Source organism: Paenibacillus sp. FSL M7-1414, assembly GCF_038003195.1.
GTDB lineage: Bacteria > Bacillota > Bacilli > Paenibacillales > Paenibacillaceae > Paenibacillus > Paenibacillus amylolyticus.
On record NZ_JBBOOS010000001.1, the window covers coordinates 4914775 to 4932050 of the forward strand.

The following is a 17276-nucleotide window of genomic DNA, read 5'->3' on the forward strand; positions in this document are numbered from 1 at the left end:
GTTTAAGATGACGACAAAACAATCAGGCACCTACTTCCCTGCCGGAGTAGTTGAAGAATTCCTGCCACGAATCGGAAGAGTAGTTGAGATTAAGGATCATCAGCTTGCTGTCTTTCTTGCATCGGATGGTACCATCTTCGCTGCGGATAATCACAACCCCCATCCTAAGGGTGGGCCGCTGGCTGAAGGCATCGTGTCCGGGCATTATCTGTACGATCCGCTGTATGATTGGAAAATTGACCTGACTACAGGTCTTGTGCAAGCACCGGACAACGGTCAAGTACAGATGTATCCGGTAAAGGTAGAGAACGGCCAGGTTTGGATCGAAATATAGCGAAACGTTCAAAGATTGATGCAAAATAATGGGGGAAACCGTGATGTATACACCAAGTGTTGAGGGAATTATTGAAGCTGCGGTTAAAAAACGGGATCAAATGAACGCAAGCCTGTCACGATATATGGTTGCTGCCTTGATGGCTGGTGCCTATGTAGGGCTTGGCATCGTTCTGATCTTCAGTATTGGTGCTCCGCTCCTAGCGGCACAGTCACCACTGCAAACTATGTTGATGGGTATGTCCTTCGGACTCGCGCTCACGCTGGTCATCTTTGCCGGATCGGAACTGTTTACAGGTAACAATATGTTCTTTACCATGAGTACACTGGCAGGCCGAACCACAGTGAACGAAACGCTGAAGAACTGGGGGCTCGTCTTTGTTGGTAACCTGCTCGGCGCAATTCTATTAAGTCTACTCATTGTCGGTAGCGGTCTGTTCAAAACGGCCACACCGGAACATCTGTTATTCGTTGTCTCTGCCAAAAAGATGGCGGCGCCCGTGTCTGAGTTGTTCTTCCGCGGCATTCTCTGTAACTGGCTCGTCTGTCTGGCGATCTGGATGGCAGCTCGCTCCAAAGAAGATATCGCCAAACTTGTTCTGATCTGGTGGTGTCTGTACGCATTTATCGCAAGTGGTTATGAGCACAGTGTTGCCAATATGACTTTGCTGTCTTTATCCTGGTTGCTGCCAAACCACCCGGATACAATCACGATGGCAGGCTGGTTCCATAACATGATTCCGGTAACGCTTGGTAATATTATCGGCGGTGCCCTCTTTGTTGGAATGGCGTATTGGTATACTTCTCCGGTACGAAAAAAAGCATAATTCTTGATTCAACTGCACTTATGTAGCCTAGAGCACAACATCTACACACACTGAAGCCACGATGGATGCCGAACTCACGTTCAGTCACACATCGTGGCTTTTTATTGTTTGTCAATAAGCTGCTACTCTCTCGTACGGTTACCTTTAATCCTCCCGTAATCCTCTCGTCCTTCTATAGAGAATTAAAACTTCATTTTACCTTCGTCGCTATCCGCGTTAATCCACAGTTGACATAACTGGCGTATAGTCGACTCATACTCACACTTATACTCAACCAGCAAAGGATGAACGCTTATATGGGGATTCACACATACTTCAGGTCACTGAATGATCTTGAACGTATTATTCGTACACCTGGCAAATTCAAATTCGAAGAACATAGCGTATCCGCTCATTCCTGGAAAGTGGTACAGTACGCCAAAACGCTCGCAGATATTGAGGAGCAACATGGAACTACAATAGATTGGAAGAAGTTATACGAAATTACGAGCAGTCATGATTATGGCGAAATCTTCATCGGTGATATTAAAACACCCGTCAAACATTATTCACTGGAACTGCGTTCGATGCTGCAAAAGGTGGAAGAAGGCATGGTTGAACATTTTATTAATGAAAATATTCCTGAAGAGTTCCAGCCTATTTTCCGCAGACAGCTGCGTGAGGGCAAAGACCAATCGGTTGAAGGACTGATTCTCGAAGTCGCAGACAAGATGGATCAGGTATATGAAGCCTTTGCTGAGCTCCAACGTGGCAATACGGAGAAAGAATTTATCGTTATGTACCGTTATGCGTTGGTCAAAATCAAAAATATCGACCTCCACTGTGTGCAGTATTTCCTGGAACAGATTCTCCCCGACATGATCGAAGAAGGTATCCGCTCCCCGTTTGATATTCGCAAAATAACCGAAGAAGCTCTGGCCCAGTAATCAGCTCAAGTCAACATCGTGCTCATCATCCATGGACAGGGCTTTTTTTCGTTCCTGCAATTGCAGTCGGTACTCGCTAGGGTACATGCCCGTTTTGTTTTTGAAGATCCGGCTGAAATAGTGGGAATCACTATACCCTACCGCTCCACCAATAGTCTTGATATCCATATTCTCGTGCGTGACGAGCATACGTTTTGCTTCATTAATCCGCAGACCTGTCATATATTTTAGCGGAGTCTCACCCGTTACTTTCTTAAAACACTTCCCCAGATAGTCCACACTAAAATGCATCTGTCCCGCCATGTCCTGGAGTGTAATCTCATGCATGTAATTCTGCTTCAAATACAACTTAACGGCCTCTGCGATATCCTCCGGCTTCACCTGCTCATCCAGCACGGCACTGACATGCGCAAGCGAATCCACAGCGCTCCCAAGCTTCAATTCCATCGCATCCAGCAGTGTCCGAAGCTGTTCTTCCGATAATGGTTTGAGCAGATAATCCTCCACCTTGTAACTGATCGCCTGCCGTGCATATTCGAATTCATGATAACCACTCAGAATGACAATTTTCACATGCGGATAGGCAAAGTACAGATGTTTGGCGAGTTCCAATCCATTCATTACCGGCATCTGTATATCAGTTACAACCAGATCAGGTACGGAATGTTCAATGAGCTGTAACGCTTCCTGACCGTTCCGCGCCTCACCGATCACCTCGAACCGGGTGCCCAGTTCCCTGAATTTGCGTGAGACATTCCGGCGAATCAGGGCTTCATCTTCCACAATAATCGTTCTATATTTGATTGTCATGGGTTCAGTCATGCTCCTTTCGAATGGAACCACCTATGGTAATCTGGACACCGCCGGAAGGCTTGTTCGTAATCTGCATGTGGGCTGCCGTGCCATACCATAATTTCAATCGGACCCATATATTTTTGAGTCCCATGCCGTTGATTTCGAGGTCAGGCATACGCTCCCACTCCTGTGACTGTTCGATGTAATGCATGATCTTGGCAAGTGCCTCGGGTTCCATGCCAGGTCCGTTGTCTTCCACGTGGATCTGCCAGGTCTGCTGTACCGCATCCATATCTCCAGTAATATTCAGTTTCCATGGAGGGGTATCACCCAGTCCATATTTCATGGCATTTTCGAGTAGTGGTTGTACCATCAGCATCGGAACCTGGATATACTTCATCTCTTCCGGAATATGAAACTCGTAGTGCAGATCATCCTCAAACCTAATCTTCATACACTCCAGATATCGCTCACAATAATCCAATTCTTGAGACAGGGGGACCCCGTTCTTACCCGGAGTAGAAATATAACGCAGCATAGACGCAATATTGGCGCAGAACGCGACAATCTGCTCATTCATGCCTTCTTCCCCCATGATGCTAATATTAGTGATGTTGTTATAGAGAAAATGCGGGTTCATCTGGGATTGCAGCGCCAGTAATCTCGCTTCTGTCTCCTGAGATTTCATCGCCAGCCTGTCCTGAAACGATTGCACAAGCTGTTGATTCAGCCGGATAAACGTATCATTCAGCTCATCCATCTCCCGAATAGAACCGGGATGCTCCAGCTTGAACAACTGACCCGAATCCTGACCCGATACCAGATCATTCTCACCCGTTTTCTGAATAATACGCTGCAAACGATGTAGCGGCAAAGTAACCCGTTTGGAGATCAGATACGAGAGAATCAGAATCAGCATGAGAGTAGCTAACGTGGCACCGATAAACATCACAGCCATCCGGTTGAGACTCGCGAAAAGGGACTGTTTGGACTGCATGACAATAACGGTCCATCCCGTCTCCTGTGACGTCATGTACGTCATCATTTGTTTGGACTGACTCAAAGGATCGGTGATCTCCTGCATCGTATCAGGCGGAAATGAAAGATTTTGAATCAAGTCCACATCATCGAAATGGCCTGCTTGAGAAGCATCGGCATCCGAAGAAAGTGGATACAACCTTGTATTTTGTTCATCCACTACATAGATCCGAAGATCGTCGTTATTTGTCTGCAAATCATTCAAATGCTGGAACAGGGTTCCGGCATCCTGCAAAATCTCAACGACGCCCTGACTGACATAGTTGCCATCTTTGTATACCCGTGTAAGCGAAATGTAAGGTTGATCCGTTTTCCCCTCGCCGGTCGGCATGGGCAAGGCTCCGCCCTCTAACAATTGGATCACTCGCCAGCCACTCCGCTCCCAGGTTTCCTTGTACCACGGTCGCTGAGTCAGGTCTACCGACAGTTGACCGTTGAATGCACCCGCTCCCAGCATCTTGCCATTCACATCATAGATATTGGCCTGTTTGGCTGTATTGGAGCTGCTGATGATCGCGAGAATGACATCAATTAATGTGGTTGTATCCTTATACAATGCCGGATCACTCGTCATTGTCTGCTCACTGCCTTCTGCTGGTGCCAAGTAGTGACTGAAGTGTTCTTTGACCAGATTGGAATACACAATATTCATGGAGAAGTTGTTCATTTTCACCACTTCCTGATCCAGGTTACTGACAATTGATACCCCCAGTTGTCTCTGCTGTTCTTCACTTCGCTGACGAATGTCACTTGCGAGAAAAACATACAGAAGCCCCGCCACAATCAGCGAAAAGATAATAAATACCGCAGAGTAATAGGCAAACAGACTTTGCTGAAGCGTTCCAAATCGATATCGCAATCCTCACACACCTCGTCCTATGATGATATCTGTCACACCATTCGAAAATGTCCACCCAACAGAACGCTTTTGTCTATTGAGCACATCCCTTGTTCACAGTAAAGTTATCCACATAAGAATACGCTTACATTAAGCGTTTCGGCAAGTGACAATTTTCTTTATATTCCGGGAGGTTCAATGATGAGAAAACGATTTCTATTTTCACTTGCAAGTGTGCTCCTGCTCTCCACTCTGCTGCTTGCCGGGTGCAACTCAGGTAAAAGTACGGAAGGTTCGGGTAAGGTGACTCTCACGTTTGGAACAAGTCAATCCGGTATTCCGCGTACAGGCATCATGCAGACGATGGCCAAGGAATATGAGCAAGAGACGGGTGTCAAAATTGACTTTCAGGTCGTCCCTGACGCACAGTGGCGGGACCTGATCAAGGTGAAGCTGGCCTCTGGCGAAGCACCTGACATTTTCAATGTCGATGTGGACCCACTGAGCATGCCGGCTAACGTAAGACCGGAGGAAAATGCCATTGACCTGACCAATGAGGAATTTACAGGTCGGATGTCTGAAGAGATTTTGCCAACCGTCAGTCACAATGACAAGGTGTACGGAGTTTCTTTTGCACCAACGAAAATCTGGTATGTGTACTATAACAAGCGTATCTTCCAAGAGCTCGGCATAGAGCCTCCTACATCCTATGCCGAATTCAAGGCAATCAGCCAGAAAATTAAGGATAAAGACATTATTCCGTTCTATCAGGCACCTGCCAGCGGCTGGTATCAGGTTCTGCCTTTGTTCGAAACGGGACCTAACTATGAGCAAACAACAGCGGGAACCTACGAGAAATTAAACAACAATGAGATGAAAGTCGCAGATATGACACAGCTTAGGACGGTCATTGAACAGTTGAAAGAATTTGCGGATCTCGGTTATTTCGGCAAAGACTTCTTGTCCAATACGGTAGAAGCGGGCATTGAAGCGTTTGGTCAGGAGAAAGCGGCCATGCTGCTACGGGTGCCAGGTACGGAAAAGGAAGTGTCCGAAGCGTATCCGGAAATGGAAGACAATATGGGGTTCTTCGTCATGCCGTGGGGAGATAATCAGACGATTGGAGTGAATCCGGGCGGATCGGCTGCGATGTTTGGTAACAAAAACAGTAAACATCCCGAAGAAGTGCTGAAATTCTTCCGCTGGATTACCAAGCATGATCATCTGCAACGTGTGTTCGATGAAGGTGAAGGTAATCTGACGATCTGCTGGCCGGAAATTGAACCAAAGCTGACACAGGACTATATTGATTATGAGAAAAATCATGAAAAAGGTACGGTCATGCAGGCCGCTGTAAAATACATTGATCCACAATGGATGGATATTGGCAAGGACTTGTCAGGCATGTTCGCTGGCGCAATGACACCGGATCAGATTTTGCAAAATATTGATAAACGTCGTGCTGAACAAGCCAAAGTGCTGAAAGATGAGAAGTGGCAGTAACAGCGCAGATCACAGATAAACATAAACGCTGAACAGCGTTACATGCAGCGGGCATTTGCCCGCTTGTGTATTTTGGCAGGAAGGAAAGGTGTTACCGGTTATGAATGCAAACAAAATCTATCCCTGGTATTTCTCATCTGGAGCGATTGTATTATATCTGCTGTTCATCGTTGCTCCCGCCCTGCTGGGCATCTATTATTCCTTCACCGATTGGAACAGTTATAGTTCGGAAAAGAACTTTATTGGTCTGGAGCATTTCCGTACCATTCTGGCGGGTGATCCGACCTATCTTCTTTTTATCAAAAACACAGTCCTGTTTACCCTGGTTACATCCATCGCCAAGACGGTTCTCGGCTTGTTTCTGGCCCTGCTGCTGGTCAGCGGTGTAAAGGCCGCCAATCTGCACCGGATGATTATCTTCTCACCACAGGTGCTATCGTTCCTGATTGTTGGACTTGTGTTCAAAAGTCTGCTCGACCCCAACAACGGGTTCGTTAACGTGACTCTGCGTTCCATGGGACTAGACGTTCTCGCCCAGAACTGGCTGGGCTCCCTGACCTGGGCCATGCCATCCATCATGGCAGTGGACACGTGGAAAGGCATGGGGTACATCATGGTGCTGTTCATCGCCGGACTGCTCGCGATTCCACGTGATTATTACGAAGCAGCATCCATTGATGGCGCCGGCTTCGGGCAGAAGTTGTTCCGGATCACCATTCCGATGCTGATGCCTACCATTACCATCGCCACGGTACTTAATATTACATACGGGCTGAGAGTATTCGATGCCGTATACGTGTTAACCAACGGTGGCCCCGGTAACGCGACAGATGTCATCAATACGGCTGTCTATTCCTCTTTTGCCAAAGGATATTGGGGACTGGGCAGTGCGCTATCTACCATTCTGTTTGTCATCATGGCAATCATCTCCTTTTTCATCATTCGTTTGATGAACCGAAAGGTGGAATACTGACATGCGATTGAGAAAAAGATTGGCTTCGATCGGGTTAAATGCTCTCGCCTGGCTGCTCAGCCTGGTGGTCTTGATTCCTTTTGTCGTCATTGTACTGAATTCATTCAAGTCGGACGCCGAGGCCAAAGTGCTGAAACTGACGCTGCCCGAGAAGTTTATCTTCGAAAATTACAAAATCGTCTATGAACAAGGACACTTGGGAGGTTCCTTTTTCAACAGTCTGCTGCATTCCGGGGCTTCTTCCCTGCTATTGGTGTTTGTTGTGGCCTTCTCGGCCTTCACGTTATCCCGCAACCATTCGAAGCTCAGCAAGTTTCTGTACTTTTTCCTGATTCTTGGTATCACACTGCCGCTCAACTACATTCCGCTGATGGAAGTCATGAAGTCCATGGGTATGATCAATTCACATGTCGGCATGATTCTGCTCTACACGGCTATGGGTATTCCAATCTCGCTGTTCATTACGTATGCGTTTGTGTCTAACATCCCGAAGGAGCTGGATGAAGCCGCGATCATGGACGGATGTAATGGGATCAAGCTGTTCCTGCGAATCATTGTACCTTTGTTAACCTCGGTGCTGGTAACGGTATTTGTTCTTAATTTCCTGAGTGTCTGGAATGAGTTTACTGCCCCACTCTATATGCTGAATACAGTGGAGATGTGGCCGATGACGCTGGCTGTATATAACTTCTTTGGACAATTCAGTGCCCAGTGGAATCTGGTCAGTGCCGATATCGTGCTCACGTCATTGCCTGTGTTAATTGTGTTCCTCATTGGGCAAAAGTATATTGTAGGAGGACTAACTTCAGGGGCGGTTAAAGGGTAAGCTCCACCGACAATCCAAATACACAAACACTCTTGTCTAAGTACATCTTCTGACTCCTCAGCACAAAAAGCCCTTGTCTGCTCATCGTGTGAATAACTTCTTCGTACAGAAGAAGTATCACACGCTGCTGCGGACAAGGGCTTACACTGTTGGATTCGAATTAATCGTGCGCCAACCCGCCAACATCGGATGGAGCTGTTATATCTGGGCTCTGCTCCAGAGATTTGATCATTTTCAAACGGGATGTGATTATTGCGATCAGAATAACAAACAGACCCGCGATGATAAACAGAAAGGCAATACCTCTGCCTGGCCCAGTTCCAATAATTTGACCAACAGACGAAGCCAGTGCTCCCCCCTCCATCAGTAACGGATTAAACACATGGTCGGCCAGAAAACCAGCCAAACTGTACGCGATAATAAACCCGAGTTGTGACAGAATACCAATGATTCCCCATACCCTGCCCTGCTTATCGTTGGCGATATTGTTTCGCACCAGTACATCTGCGCTCATATTGACAAACGGCAGTGATGACAGGAACAGAAAACCTGCGAAGATAATAAAATAAATGTTGGTGGATATGCCCAGAAGTGAAAAGGACAAACCGCACAAAATCAGACCCATCACAAGCACACTTGCGTATCTCTTTGTTATTGTAAATATGCCGATGCACAAGCTGCTAATCAACATGCCGATGGCGCTAACAGACTGAAACGTTCCAAGTGTCTTTGCATCCGTGAATGACAGAAGCATCGGACCAATGAGTGTCTCCAGGAATCCCAGATAAAAGGTGACAAGTGAAATAATCACCACCAGCAACAGTACTCCCTTGTTGGTTACAACTTCTCTCCAGCCCTCTTGAATATCGGTGATCCAGTTTTTTCCTTCTCGATCCTCTCGCTCCACCTTCATGCTCTTCCGAATAACCAGCACAGCCAGAATGGCAACCAGGAATGTCAGAATATTAATGACCAGAATGACTTCAATGGTTGTTATACTAAGCAGAATGCCCGCAATGATCGGTGAAAACAGAAACTTCGAGGATTCAGCCAGTTGTACAAGACCGCTTCCTTTCGAGAATTGTTCCTTATCCAGCAGGTCCGTAGCAGAGGCCTTATATGCCGGGCTCTGCAACGCGGAAAACACGGAACTAAAGGCCACTCCCACATAGATATGCCATAATTGGATATCACCTGTGAGCATAATGGACAGAATGAAAATCAAACCGGCTGCCGACCCCAGGTCGCCGATAATCATCATCGTTCGACGGTCGAATCGGTCTGCCAGTACCCCTCCAATAGGTCGAAGCAGGATATTCGGCAGAAACGTGAATAAGGTAATCAATGCAACACTTGTTGCCGTATTCGTTTTTTCGAAGGCATACACCCCCAGGGAGAAGGCTGTAAGTCCAATCCCAATCATGGAGATGAGCTGACCGAACCATACGACCAGAAACTTTTTAAATGATTTTTGAACGGTATGTTCCATGGATGATACTCCTTTCTCGGCTAACCTTGATTCGGAAAATAGAGACGAGTGACGTAGGCGAAGCTTCCTTGTTCTGCTCCCAGCACACGTTCCATAATATGTGTGAATGCTTCAACCTTTTTTTGGAGTTCTTCCTCCTCCCATTGAAAGATGCCTCGATCCAGCAAAAATTGTGACGATACGAGCAGGAATTCGATGGATTCCTTTGGGTTAGGTGTATGAAATACACCCTCCTGAATGCCCTGCTCTACCACCTCGGCCAAGATGGGACTTAATCGAATTACCGTCTCTACAAGACTCTTTTGGTGCATCTCCACATTATGAACACTGTGCAATTGCTCGATGAGATCATGTTTTCTGCCGTCAGGCTGATTCTGCGCCATCATGATGCGAAAAATTTTGTCATGGGCGTTCATTTTGGGATCGGACACCACGTGCCTGGCCGATGCCTCCCCGCTCAGAATAAAACGCATCACGATGGCGTTCATAACCTCTTCCTTGGACTGAAAATAATAATAAAATGTACCCTTGGCAATGTTGCACGCCTGTAGGATATCCATGACCGTAGCTTTGGTATATCCCTTTGTTACGAACAGAATCTCGGCAGCATCCAAAATCTCGTTCCTGCGTTCTTCCGGGTTTTTTATCAGTCTCATATCCTGGCCTCCGATACGTTCGACCGACTGTCGGTCTATTGTAGTCATGGAGTTCTTTTTTTAGAACCCCATTTCAGTCAACCATTGCGCCAAATGGCTTTCCCTTGTTTTTAGATCCTGACGCTCTCTTGCATATTTTCCAATATTTCTGTCTGCAACCAGCTTACCGTCCATCATAAACAGTACACGTTCCGATCTGGCAGCGACTTTCACATCATGGGTCACCAGCAGAATGGTTGTACCCGTTGCATTAATATCGCCCAGAATATCCATGATCTCATACGTTGATTTGGAATTCAGCGCCCCCGTTGGTTCATCGCCGAATAAAATATCTGGATTATTGATCAGTGCACGGCAGATGGCAATCCGTTGAAGCTGTCCGCCTGAGGCTTGGGTGATGTTATGCCCAGCAAGCTCATCAATCCCCATTTTTTTCATTAATGACATCGCCCGTGTATTAATCGTTTCTCTGCTGCTATTCTTGGCCAGATACGCGGAAAGTACGATATTGTCTAATAGATTCAGATTCTTGAGCAGATGAATATTTTGAAAGATGAATCCCATCTTGGTCAAACGTAGACTTGCCAGATCCCTCTCCTCAAATGCAGATATTTTTTTGCCATTAAAATAGACACTTCCAGCACTAATCTGATCCATACCACTTATGTTGTACAGTAAGGTAGACTTGCCTGAGCCAGATGGCCCCATGATGGAAACAAATTCTCCCTTTTTTAATTGAAGGTTGATATCTTTTAAGATGTTATGTTCTTCATTCTCGCCGATCGCTACGGATTTATTCACGTCTTTAGCCTCAAGTATAGTTGTCATCGTTGATCCTCCCTATTCGACAATCATTTTGGATATGCTCGTTTCCTTGATCGATTGGATACTAATCCATGCTGTCAGTACAATCGTGCCCGCAAGTAACAAAGGACACAAAATATATGCCTGTAACGGGTTAACAACAAAGACGATATTGGAAGCACCAAACGTCGACATAATGGCACTAACCAGCAACGGACCCAACGTATTGGACAATATCGTTCCAGTAACAACCCCTAAGATTAATATGACAAGTGACATCACGACATACTTGAACTTGATTTTAGACAAGGCAAACCCAAGGCTTCTTAGTACAGCAATGTCGTTGTTGTCCTTGGCTACTAACATCTGAAGGAACAGTGCTGTAATTAAAATAGATATGAAGACACCGATGACCAAGGCCAGCATCGTCACCATTTTCAATTGTTGGATGGTTCCGCCTAATGTCTGATCCAGATAACCTTGAAGATCGGTTACTTTGGCTGGCGAGAAAGCCGCCTCATATTCAGCAATTTTGGTAGCCATGTCCCCGCGATTATTCAGATCCAAACTGACCACATACCACAACACACTATCCTTGTTGTAAGGTAATAAGGCCTTCGCCGTTTTCCCACCATTCGTTACGTCCTGGTATATTCCGCTGACCGTCATCATCTGGTCCTTGCCATTAACCAGCAAGGTAAGTTGCTCACCAGTCTTCAGGCGCAGCTCGCTACTATTTGCATCAGATAAAGCAATTTCATTCTCGGTTGTTGGCGCATTACCGCTAACATATGACAATGGGAAAATACTGAAATCCCCAGTTTCTACACTCAGATTGTCGTAACTTCCTTCCGCATTTTTAATCTTGAACTGGCTTGTTACCAATGGGGAATACGTTTTGATGTCTTTATCATTTTGGATCTGGGCAACCAGATTGTCATAACGCTGCTCCACATCATCTGTGTGCCTCAAGTCAATGCGAATATCACTTTGTCCAACACCCATATAAGAAATAAAACTTGGCGCCTGCAAAGTGTTCAGGAAGTTGACCGGCACAATCATGATAAATGAACTGACTACAAAGACGAACAACAATAATCGGAACATCTTGATTCGCTGTATGACTTCCTTCAGACCAAGAAAGACAGGTACGGAAGACCAGCGATTGCGGGACAAACTAAGCCGGTTTCGAATGATCTGTGTATCTCCCAGGCTCCCGGTACGGAGAGCATCCACCGCGGAGAAGGAACGAAAACGCCGCAGTACCGTTCGACAGAACAGAACAACCATGGCAAATATTATTCCAGCGGCTAATAACGGAATCGCGAAATGCAACAAGGTTGCAGGTGCTTTTCCCATATACAACATGATGTTGGAAACAAATAGTCTGTTAACGCCAAGTGATGCAATGTAACCAAGCACGGATGCAAATCCCGCCATAAATACATACTTCATCAGATACAGTCTCTTAATATCCTTCTCTGCAATCCCTATCGCTTTCATGACACTAATCTCACGATAATCCTCTTCGATGGTCGCAAGCATCGTGAATCGGATGCAAAGCATTGCAATCAGAATCAGCACAAGACTGACCAGAATAATAACGGCTGCAATAACTCCGTCGGTCATCGCATTCAGTACCTGGAACAGCCCATAGGTTACGACTGGACCCGCGTTAGGAAGTCCGGCATTTTGGTAAGCCTGGGTAAATTCACTCGTCAGTCCGGGATCCGTCAACCGGAATTCAATGAGGTACTCCATCTCTCCGATGCTCTGCTTCAGTTCCTGCAAATTCCCTGCACTCACAATAAAACGTTTGGAGTGGACAACCGATGGATTCATCTGAGCATCACGGACAAAATCAACGATGGTGTAAGAACGCTCAAATTGACCATTATCGATCCGAACCTGGTCGCCCACGCTCAATTTTTTTTGCTGCATGTAATATACCGGAACCGCGATCTCCCCATCGTTCACCTGAATAATCTCACTGTCCAGATTCAACAAATAGTCGAAACCCTGATTCTGTGTAACAAAGTCAATGTCCATAACGCTGTTCTTTTCGGACTCTGCTCCGAGAAACAGATTAGAGCCGTCAATGTTGGCCATTTCCACAATCTGATGCTGCTGGACCATAGCATTTTCTTCAGCCCATGTGTTCACTTTGACCTGATCGAGTTCTCCGGCATGCATTTGCACAAAGTGTGGTGTTTTGGATTCAGAAAATAGATATTGGATGGAACTCGTCAGTTCCATAATCATTCGTGACCCCGAAGATACCAGCAATGCGGCCAGCAGTACAAAAATAAACAACGCAGCCGTAATCCCTTTTTTTCTCGTTATATCGTTTCTCAGCATTCGTAGCAGCATAAACGAACATGGCTCCTCTCATCTACAAGTTGTTCCTATTTATCTGGAGTCATAAAGCTTGTCAGACAATGCGCCACCGTTGAAGGTTGATGCATCATGAACATGTGAGCACCCTCTTTGATGGTTTGAAGCTTCATGGATGTGCCGAAATATCGGCCCCATCTCAACGCTGATTGAAGGGTAACGGTACGATCCCGTTCTCCCCACAGATACAACACCGGCAATGAGAGCGGCTCATATTCAAGCGTTGCTGCAGATTCCAGCATCCTGAAATCCGCCCGGATGACGGGCAGAAAATAATTCAATAATTCTTTTTCATGTATCAGTTCTTGCGGGAGAGCTTCATAGGAAAACAGATGATCAATCAGATTTTCGTCTGACATCCGATCATAATTCTGCATCCCGCATTCGTCAGGCGTGTTGCAGGCAGATAACACAAGCCGTAGCGTTTTAGCTACATCTGGACGTTCCTGACATAAGCGCTGCGCAACGAAGTAGGCTGTAATCCCTCCCAGACTATGTCCAAATAACAGACTGCCGGGCTGTATAACATCCAGGAGCTTGCTGGTATACAGTTCTACGAGTTGCTGCATATGCTCCAGGGGTGTTTCGGTGTTCAGACCATGACCCGGGGGCGTAAACGCCCAAATTTCCGTGTCAGGAAGGTACGGCACTAGGGGCTGAAAACTGTTGGAGTTGCCACCGAGATAAGGAAAACAGACCATTTGTCTGTTTCCCTCCCCCTTTTGTAGCTGCTCCAAATAGATCGGTTCCATCACTTATCCACCACCATAACCAGGCTTACTTTCTTTCCAGAACATATGCAGGGAATGTCTGAAGTGAAGTATCCACATTTTTACGCTTGAAGATGACATGTATGACAATAGCCGATATTGCAAAAAAGAAGAATTGCATAATTTGAACTTGCGGATTAAAGTAGTACAAATCAATTTGACTTCCTGTGGCTACAAGCCAGAATGCAAGCAGATAAAACAGAAGTGTACCTTTGGTTGCATTGAAGATATAACTTTGGAACACGATAAATGCCATAAGCTGAACAACGTAGTATATGTAAGTGGTTGAGGTGCCAAAAGAGGAAATCAAGTATCCTGGAAGCACCCATAATCCGAACAACAGGCCGGTAATCAGACCACTTGTTATATTATTTTTTAACTTCCCTTGCAAGAATGGAAGCAAAAATCCGATCCAGCCAAACAGCCCACCAATCAGCCCCGTCTCCTTGATCAGATTCACAATCCCCAACCAGATCATTTCAGGTACACTATATGTCAGTTCAGGGACCGGTATGCCGAATAACAAGGAACCAAAGTGCATTGTTGATGCAAAGATGATGGAAATTCCAATAATGAGCGGTATCCAGAACAGGTCCTGTCTGCGCGGAACCAGCTTCATAAACATTCCTTTTAGTGCTTCCGTTCCGCCCATCACATAACATGTAATTAATCCGGCAATGGAAGGTGAATACAGAGCAACGATCGCAAGTGGATGCATCAAGGTTAACTCACCTGTTATGGGTACAATAAAATCCGCAAAGAACATGAACAAACTTGCGATTCCATAACATGTGCCAAAGGAAATTCCCAAAAACAAATACATATATTTGTTGGACGGGCTGGTTGCCGGACTTGTGACTGGACGAATGGATGCCTGATTAGCTGTAATCATAGTGCCGCCTCCTTCTCAGTCAACTTTCTCTCAATAAGATCATGCAAACGGTTAATCGTGCAGAAATTAGCCAAATCCAGATCTTCATTTGCTATCTCAATCTGGAATCTACGCTCTACAAAGTCCACCAAACGCATCGCAAAGAGCGAATTGACGAACCGCTGCTCAAAATAATTGTCATTATCATTAATTTGAGTGTCCTCATGATCCATGGTGAGGTTGTTCCCGATAAACTCCCGAATTTCCTGACGATAATCCACTGCCCTTCCCCCTTGTTATTGATGTTGCCCCTCGGGCACTAAAACCTCAATGTAGTCTGGAAATTCTACAGCCTGCTGCAAATCATGATAAAACAGTACTCTTCCTTCCTGATCTGCAGATTGCTGCTTGAAACCGGCAAAGCGATAGCTGATATTCATCATCCGGTTCCTTCCGGTATCCCTAAAGTCCGCAAGCATCTGTTTGCCCTGCTTCTGAGCTTCACGCATGATATACGTTAGCAGTACACTCCCTGCTCCCCTGGACATCACTCTGCAAGACATCAGAAGCATGTTTAGCCGCCATACTTTCTGCTGCATGTGAATTAGTGCAAGCCCAATTTTGCCATACGTACCGTATTTGTCTTCGAGTTCACACACCAATAACATATGGTCCTGCGAGGTCATCAGTTGGTGCAGCTCCTCGTAACTGTAGGTAATTCCCGTTGCATTTAGCTGATTGGTGCGAACGGTAAGTTCCTCTGCACGTTGAAGGTCATCCTCAGTAGCCTCGTAGATGGAAAATTTCATGTCGAGCGTAGCCAGAAATTGTTCTGAAGGTCCCTCATACTGTTCCTCAGCCTGTTTACGGAGCGTATCCGCCTGGTACATCTGCCTTCTGCACGCAGAGTCGGCTGTAATGAATCGAGGCATCAGCCTTGGGTCATCAAGCATGGTTTCATATTGATCCGCATGAAGTACCTGAATGTCAGCATGTACACTTTGCACTTCTTCCAGTTCAAAAGGTTGATCATCCACAAACAAAATCGCATCCATGCCGATATTAATGTTCTGCTGAATCCGCTGAACAGAGACGGACTTCGCATCCCAATGGATTTCGGGATATAGAAAATATTCGGCGATGCCCAGTTCGTTTAGTTTCGCCCAAGCTAGCTCTGCATCATTTTTACTGGCAACAGAGTGCAAAATACCTCGCTGGTCCAGTTTTTCAATCACCTCCTTTAAGTCCGGCTTCAGTTGCACATCTGCAGATTCAAGCAAAACCCCATCCCATATGGTGTGGTCCAGATCCCAAACAATACACTTGATATCCTTGAGCTTTTCCATGGTCATGCCACCCTTCATCTTAGTAGGCATAGAATCCTTGACCCGTCTTCCGCCCCCACTGTCCTGCATCAACCATTTTCTGCAACATCGGACAGCATCGGAATTTGGGGTCCTGATAGCTGTCGTACAATACTTTCAATGAATGCACGACCGTATCCAGACCAATCAGATCCGCCGTCTCCAGAGGCCCCATCTGATAATTGAAGCCCTTCTTCATAATGGCATCCACCTGCTCGGGTGTAGCAATTCCATCCTGTACAATGTACGCCGCTTCATTCATTAACAAGTGCGAAAGGCGATTAGAGACAAACCCGGGCAGATCCTCTATGACAACTGGACTTTTATCAAGAGTTTCCAAAAAAGCTACTATCTCATGTTCCGTACCCTGCGTTGTATGATGTCCTTTGATCACCTCCACCATGGATTTAACAGGAACTGGATTCATCAGATGCACCCCAATGACTCGACCTGGGTCAGGCAAAAATGAAGCGAGCTTTGTCACGGAAATACAGCTTGTATTTAGCGCAAATAAAGCATCCGGACGAACCTTGTGGGATAGTCGTGCGTAAACTTCCTTTTTCAACTCCAGGTTCTCGGTTACATTTTCAATAATGATACTTGCCTCTTCCACACCTTCATCTTGTGTCTGGAACGAGATTCGTTCCATGATCTGATCCAGGGGCACCTGACCGTACCCTTGCTTCAGAAAGCAAGCTGAACGATATTCACGACGTATAACATCAGGGGCATGTTCGATGACCGACGCCGAAATATCCTGCAAAATTACACGATAACCAGCCCTCGCGACATCCAGTGCTGTGGCGCATCCCATCACCCCTGCGCCAATGATTGCAATGAGTCGATTATGCATACCTAATCACCTCCTT

17 protein-coding genes are annotated in these 17276 nt (G+C 46.1%); 6 read left to right on the forward strand and 11 right to left on the reverse strand.

The annotated features are described in order from the left end of the window. Positions 1–7: 7 nt before the first annotated feature. From nirD to MHH92_RS21425, 3 genes are all read left to right on the forward strand, one after another. Entirely contained in the window at positions 8–334 is a 327-nt protein-coding gene (gene nirD / locus MHH92_RS21415) for a nitrite reductase small subunit NirD (RefSeq protein ID WP_076254401.1), read from the forward strand. Between the two features lie 43 nt (positions 335–377). After that, the gene (locus MHH92_RS21420) at positions 378–1160 is read left to right on the forward strand and encodes a formate/nitrite transporter family protein (protein WP_076318837.1); all 783 of its coding nucleotides are present in this window, start codon (positions 378–380) and stop codon (positions 1158–1160) included. 296 nt (positions 1161–1456) lie between these two features. Continuing rightward, positions 1457–2086, forward strand: a complete 630-nt coding sequence (locus tag MHH92_RS21425) for a YfbR-like 5'-deoxynucleotidase (protein ID WP_074095934.1) — start codon at positions 1457–1459, stop codon at positions 2084–2086. Here MHH92_RS21425 and MHH92_RS21430 read toward each other — a convergent pair whose 3' ends face one another. Both MHH92_RS21430 and MHH92_RS21435 read right to left on the reverse strand, forming a co-directional pair. After that, the gene (locus MHH92_RS21430; RefSeq protein ID WP_340906147.1) at positions 2087–2896 is read right to left on the reverse strand and encodes a response regulator transcription factor; all 810 of its coding nucleotides are present in this window, start codon (positions 2894–2896) and stop codon (positions 2087–2089) included. 4 nt (positions 2897–2900) lie between these two features. Then, positions 2901–4778, reverse strand: coding sequence for a cache domain-containing sensor histidine kinase (locus MHH92_RS21435; RefSeq protein WP_340906149.1), 1878 nt, complete (start codon positions 4776–4778; stop codon positions 2901–2903). Between the two features lie 177 nt (positions 4779–4955). Between MHH92_RS21435 and MHH92_RS21440 the strand changes: the two genes are divergently transcribed. From MHH92_RS21440 to MHH92_RS21450, 3 genes are all read left to right on the forward strand, one after another. Continuing rightward, positions 4956–6260, forward strand: a complete 1305-nt coding sequence (locus MHH92_RS21440) for an ABC transporter substrate-binding protein (protein WP_340906151.1) — start codon at positions 4956–4958, stop codon at positions 6258–6260. A gap of 100 nt (positions 6261–6360) precedes the next feature. Further along, positions 6361–7233 carry a carbohydrate ABC transporter permease gene (locus tag MHH92_RS21445; RefSeq protein WP_017687164.1) on the forward strand — a complete coding sequence of 291 codons (873 nt, stop codon included), beginning with the start codon at positions 6361–6363 and terminating at the stop codon, positions 7231–7233. Position 7234: 1 nt separating this feature from the next. Beyond that, entirely contained in the window at positions 7235–8059 is an 825-nt protein-coding gene (locus MHH92_RS21450; RefSeq protein ID WP_133385583.1) for a carbohydrate ABC transporter permease, read from the forward strand. Positions 8060–8219: 160 nt separating this feature from the next. Here the strand turns inward: MHH92_RS21450 and MHH92_RS21455 are convergent, their stop codons facing one another. The 9 genes from MHH92_RS21455 to MHH92_RS21495 are packed head-to-tail and all read right to left on the reverse strand — an operon-like array spanning position 8220 to position 17260. After that, the gene (locus tag MHH92_RS21455; protein ID WP_340906156.1) at positions 8220–9548 is read right to left on the reverse strand and encodes an MFS transporter; all 1329 of its coding nucleotides are present in this window, start codon (positions 9546–9548) and stop codon (positions 8220–8222) included. 20 nt (positions 9549–9568) lie between these two features. Continuing rightward, entirely contained in the window at positions 9569–10204 is a 636-nt protein-coding gene (locus MHH92_RS21460; RefSeq protein WP_340906157.1) for a TetR/AcrR family transcriptional regulator, read from the reverse strand. Positions 10205–10264: 60 nt separating this feature from the next. Next, entirely contained in the window at positions 10265–11032 is a 768-nt protein-coding gene (locus MHH92_RS21465; protein WP_047843824.1) for an ABC transporter ATP-binding protein, read from the reverse strand. A gap of 12 nt (positions 11033–11044) precedes the next feature. Further along, positions 11045–13378, reverse strand: coding sequence for an ABC transporter permease (locus MHH92_RS21470; protein WP_340906161.1), 2334 nt, complete (start codon positions 13376–13378; stop codon positions 11045–11047). Positions 13379–13413: 35 nt separating this feature from the next. After that, a complete protein-coding gene (locus MHH92_RS21475; RefSeq protein ID WP_036615200.1) occupies positions 13414–14154 on the reverse strand; it encodes a thioesterase II family protein in 741 nt (246 codons plus the stop codon). 25 nt (positions 14155–14179) lie between these two features. Continuing rightward, the gene (locus tag MHH92_RS21480) at positions 14180–15064 is read right to left on the reverse strand and encodes a hypothetical protein (protein WP_179086485.1); all 885 of its coding nucleotides are present in this window, start codon (positions 15062–15064) and stop codon (positions 14180–14182) included. Beyond that, positions 15061–15324 (reverse strand): acyl carrier protein, encoded by a 264-nt coding sequence (locus tag MHH92_RS21485; RefSeq protein ID WP_017687156.1) that lies wholly within the window; start codon positions 15322–15324, stop codon positions 15061–15063. The genes MHH92_RS21480 and MHH92_RS21485 overlap by 4 nt, the downstream gene beginning before the upstream one ends. Positions 15325–15339: 15 nt before the next feature. Then, positions 15340–16389, reverse strand: a complete 1050-nt coding sequence (locus tag MHH92_RS21490) for an HAD-IIIC family phosphatase (protein WP_340906165.1) — start codon at positions 16387–16389, stop codon at positions 15340–15342. Positions 16390–16408: 19 nt separating this feature from the next. Further along, positions 16409–17260: a 3-hydroxyacyl-CoA dehydrogenase family protein gene (locus tag MHH92_RS21495; RefSeq protein WP_340906166.1), complete on the reverse strand. Its 852-nt coding sequence runs from the start codon at positions 17258–17260 to the stop codon at positions 16409–16411. Positions 17261–17276: the final 16 nt, after the last annotated feature.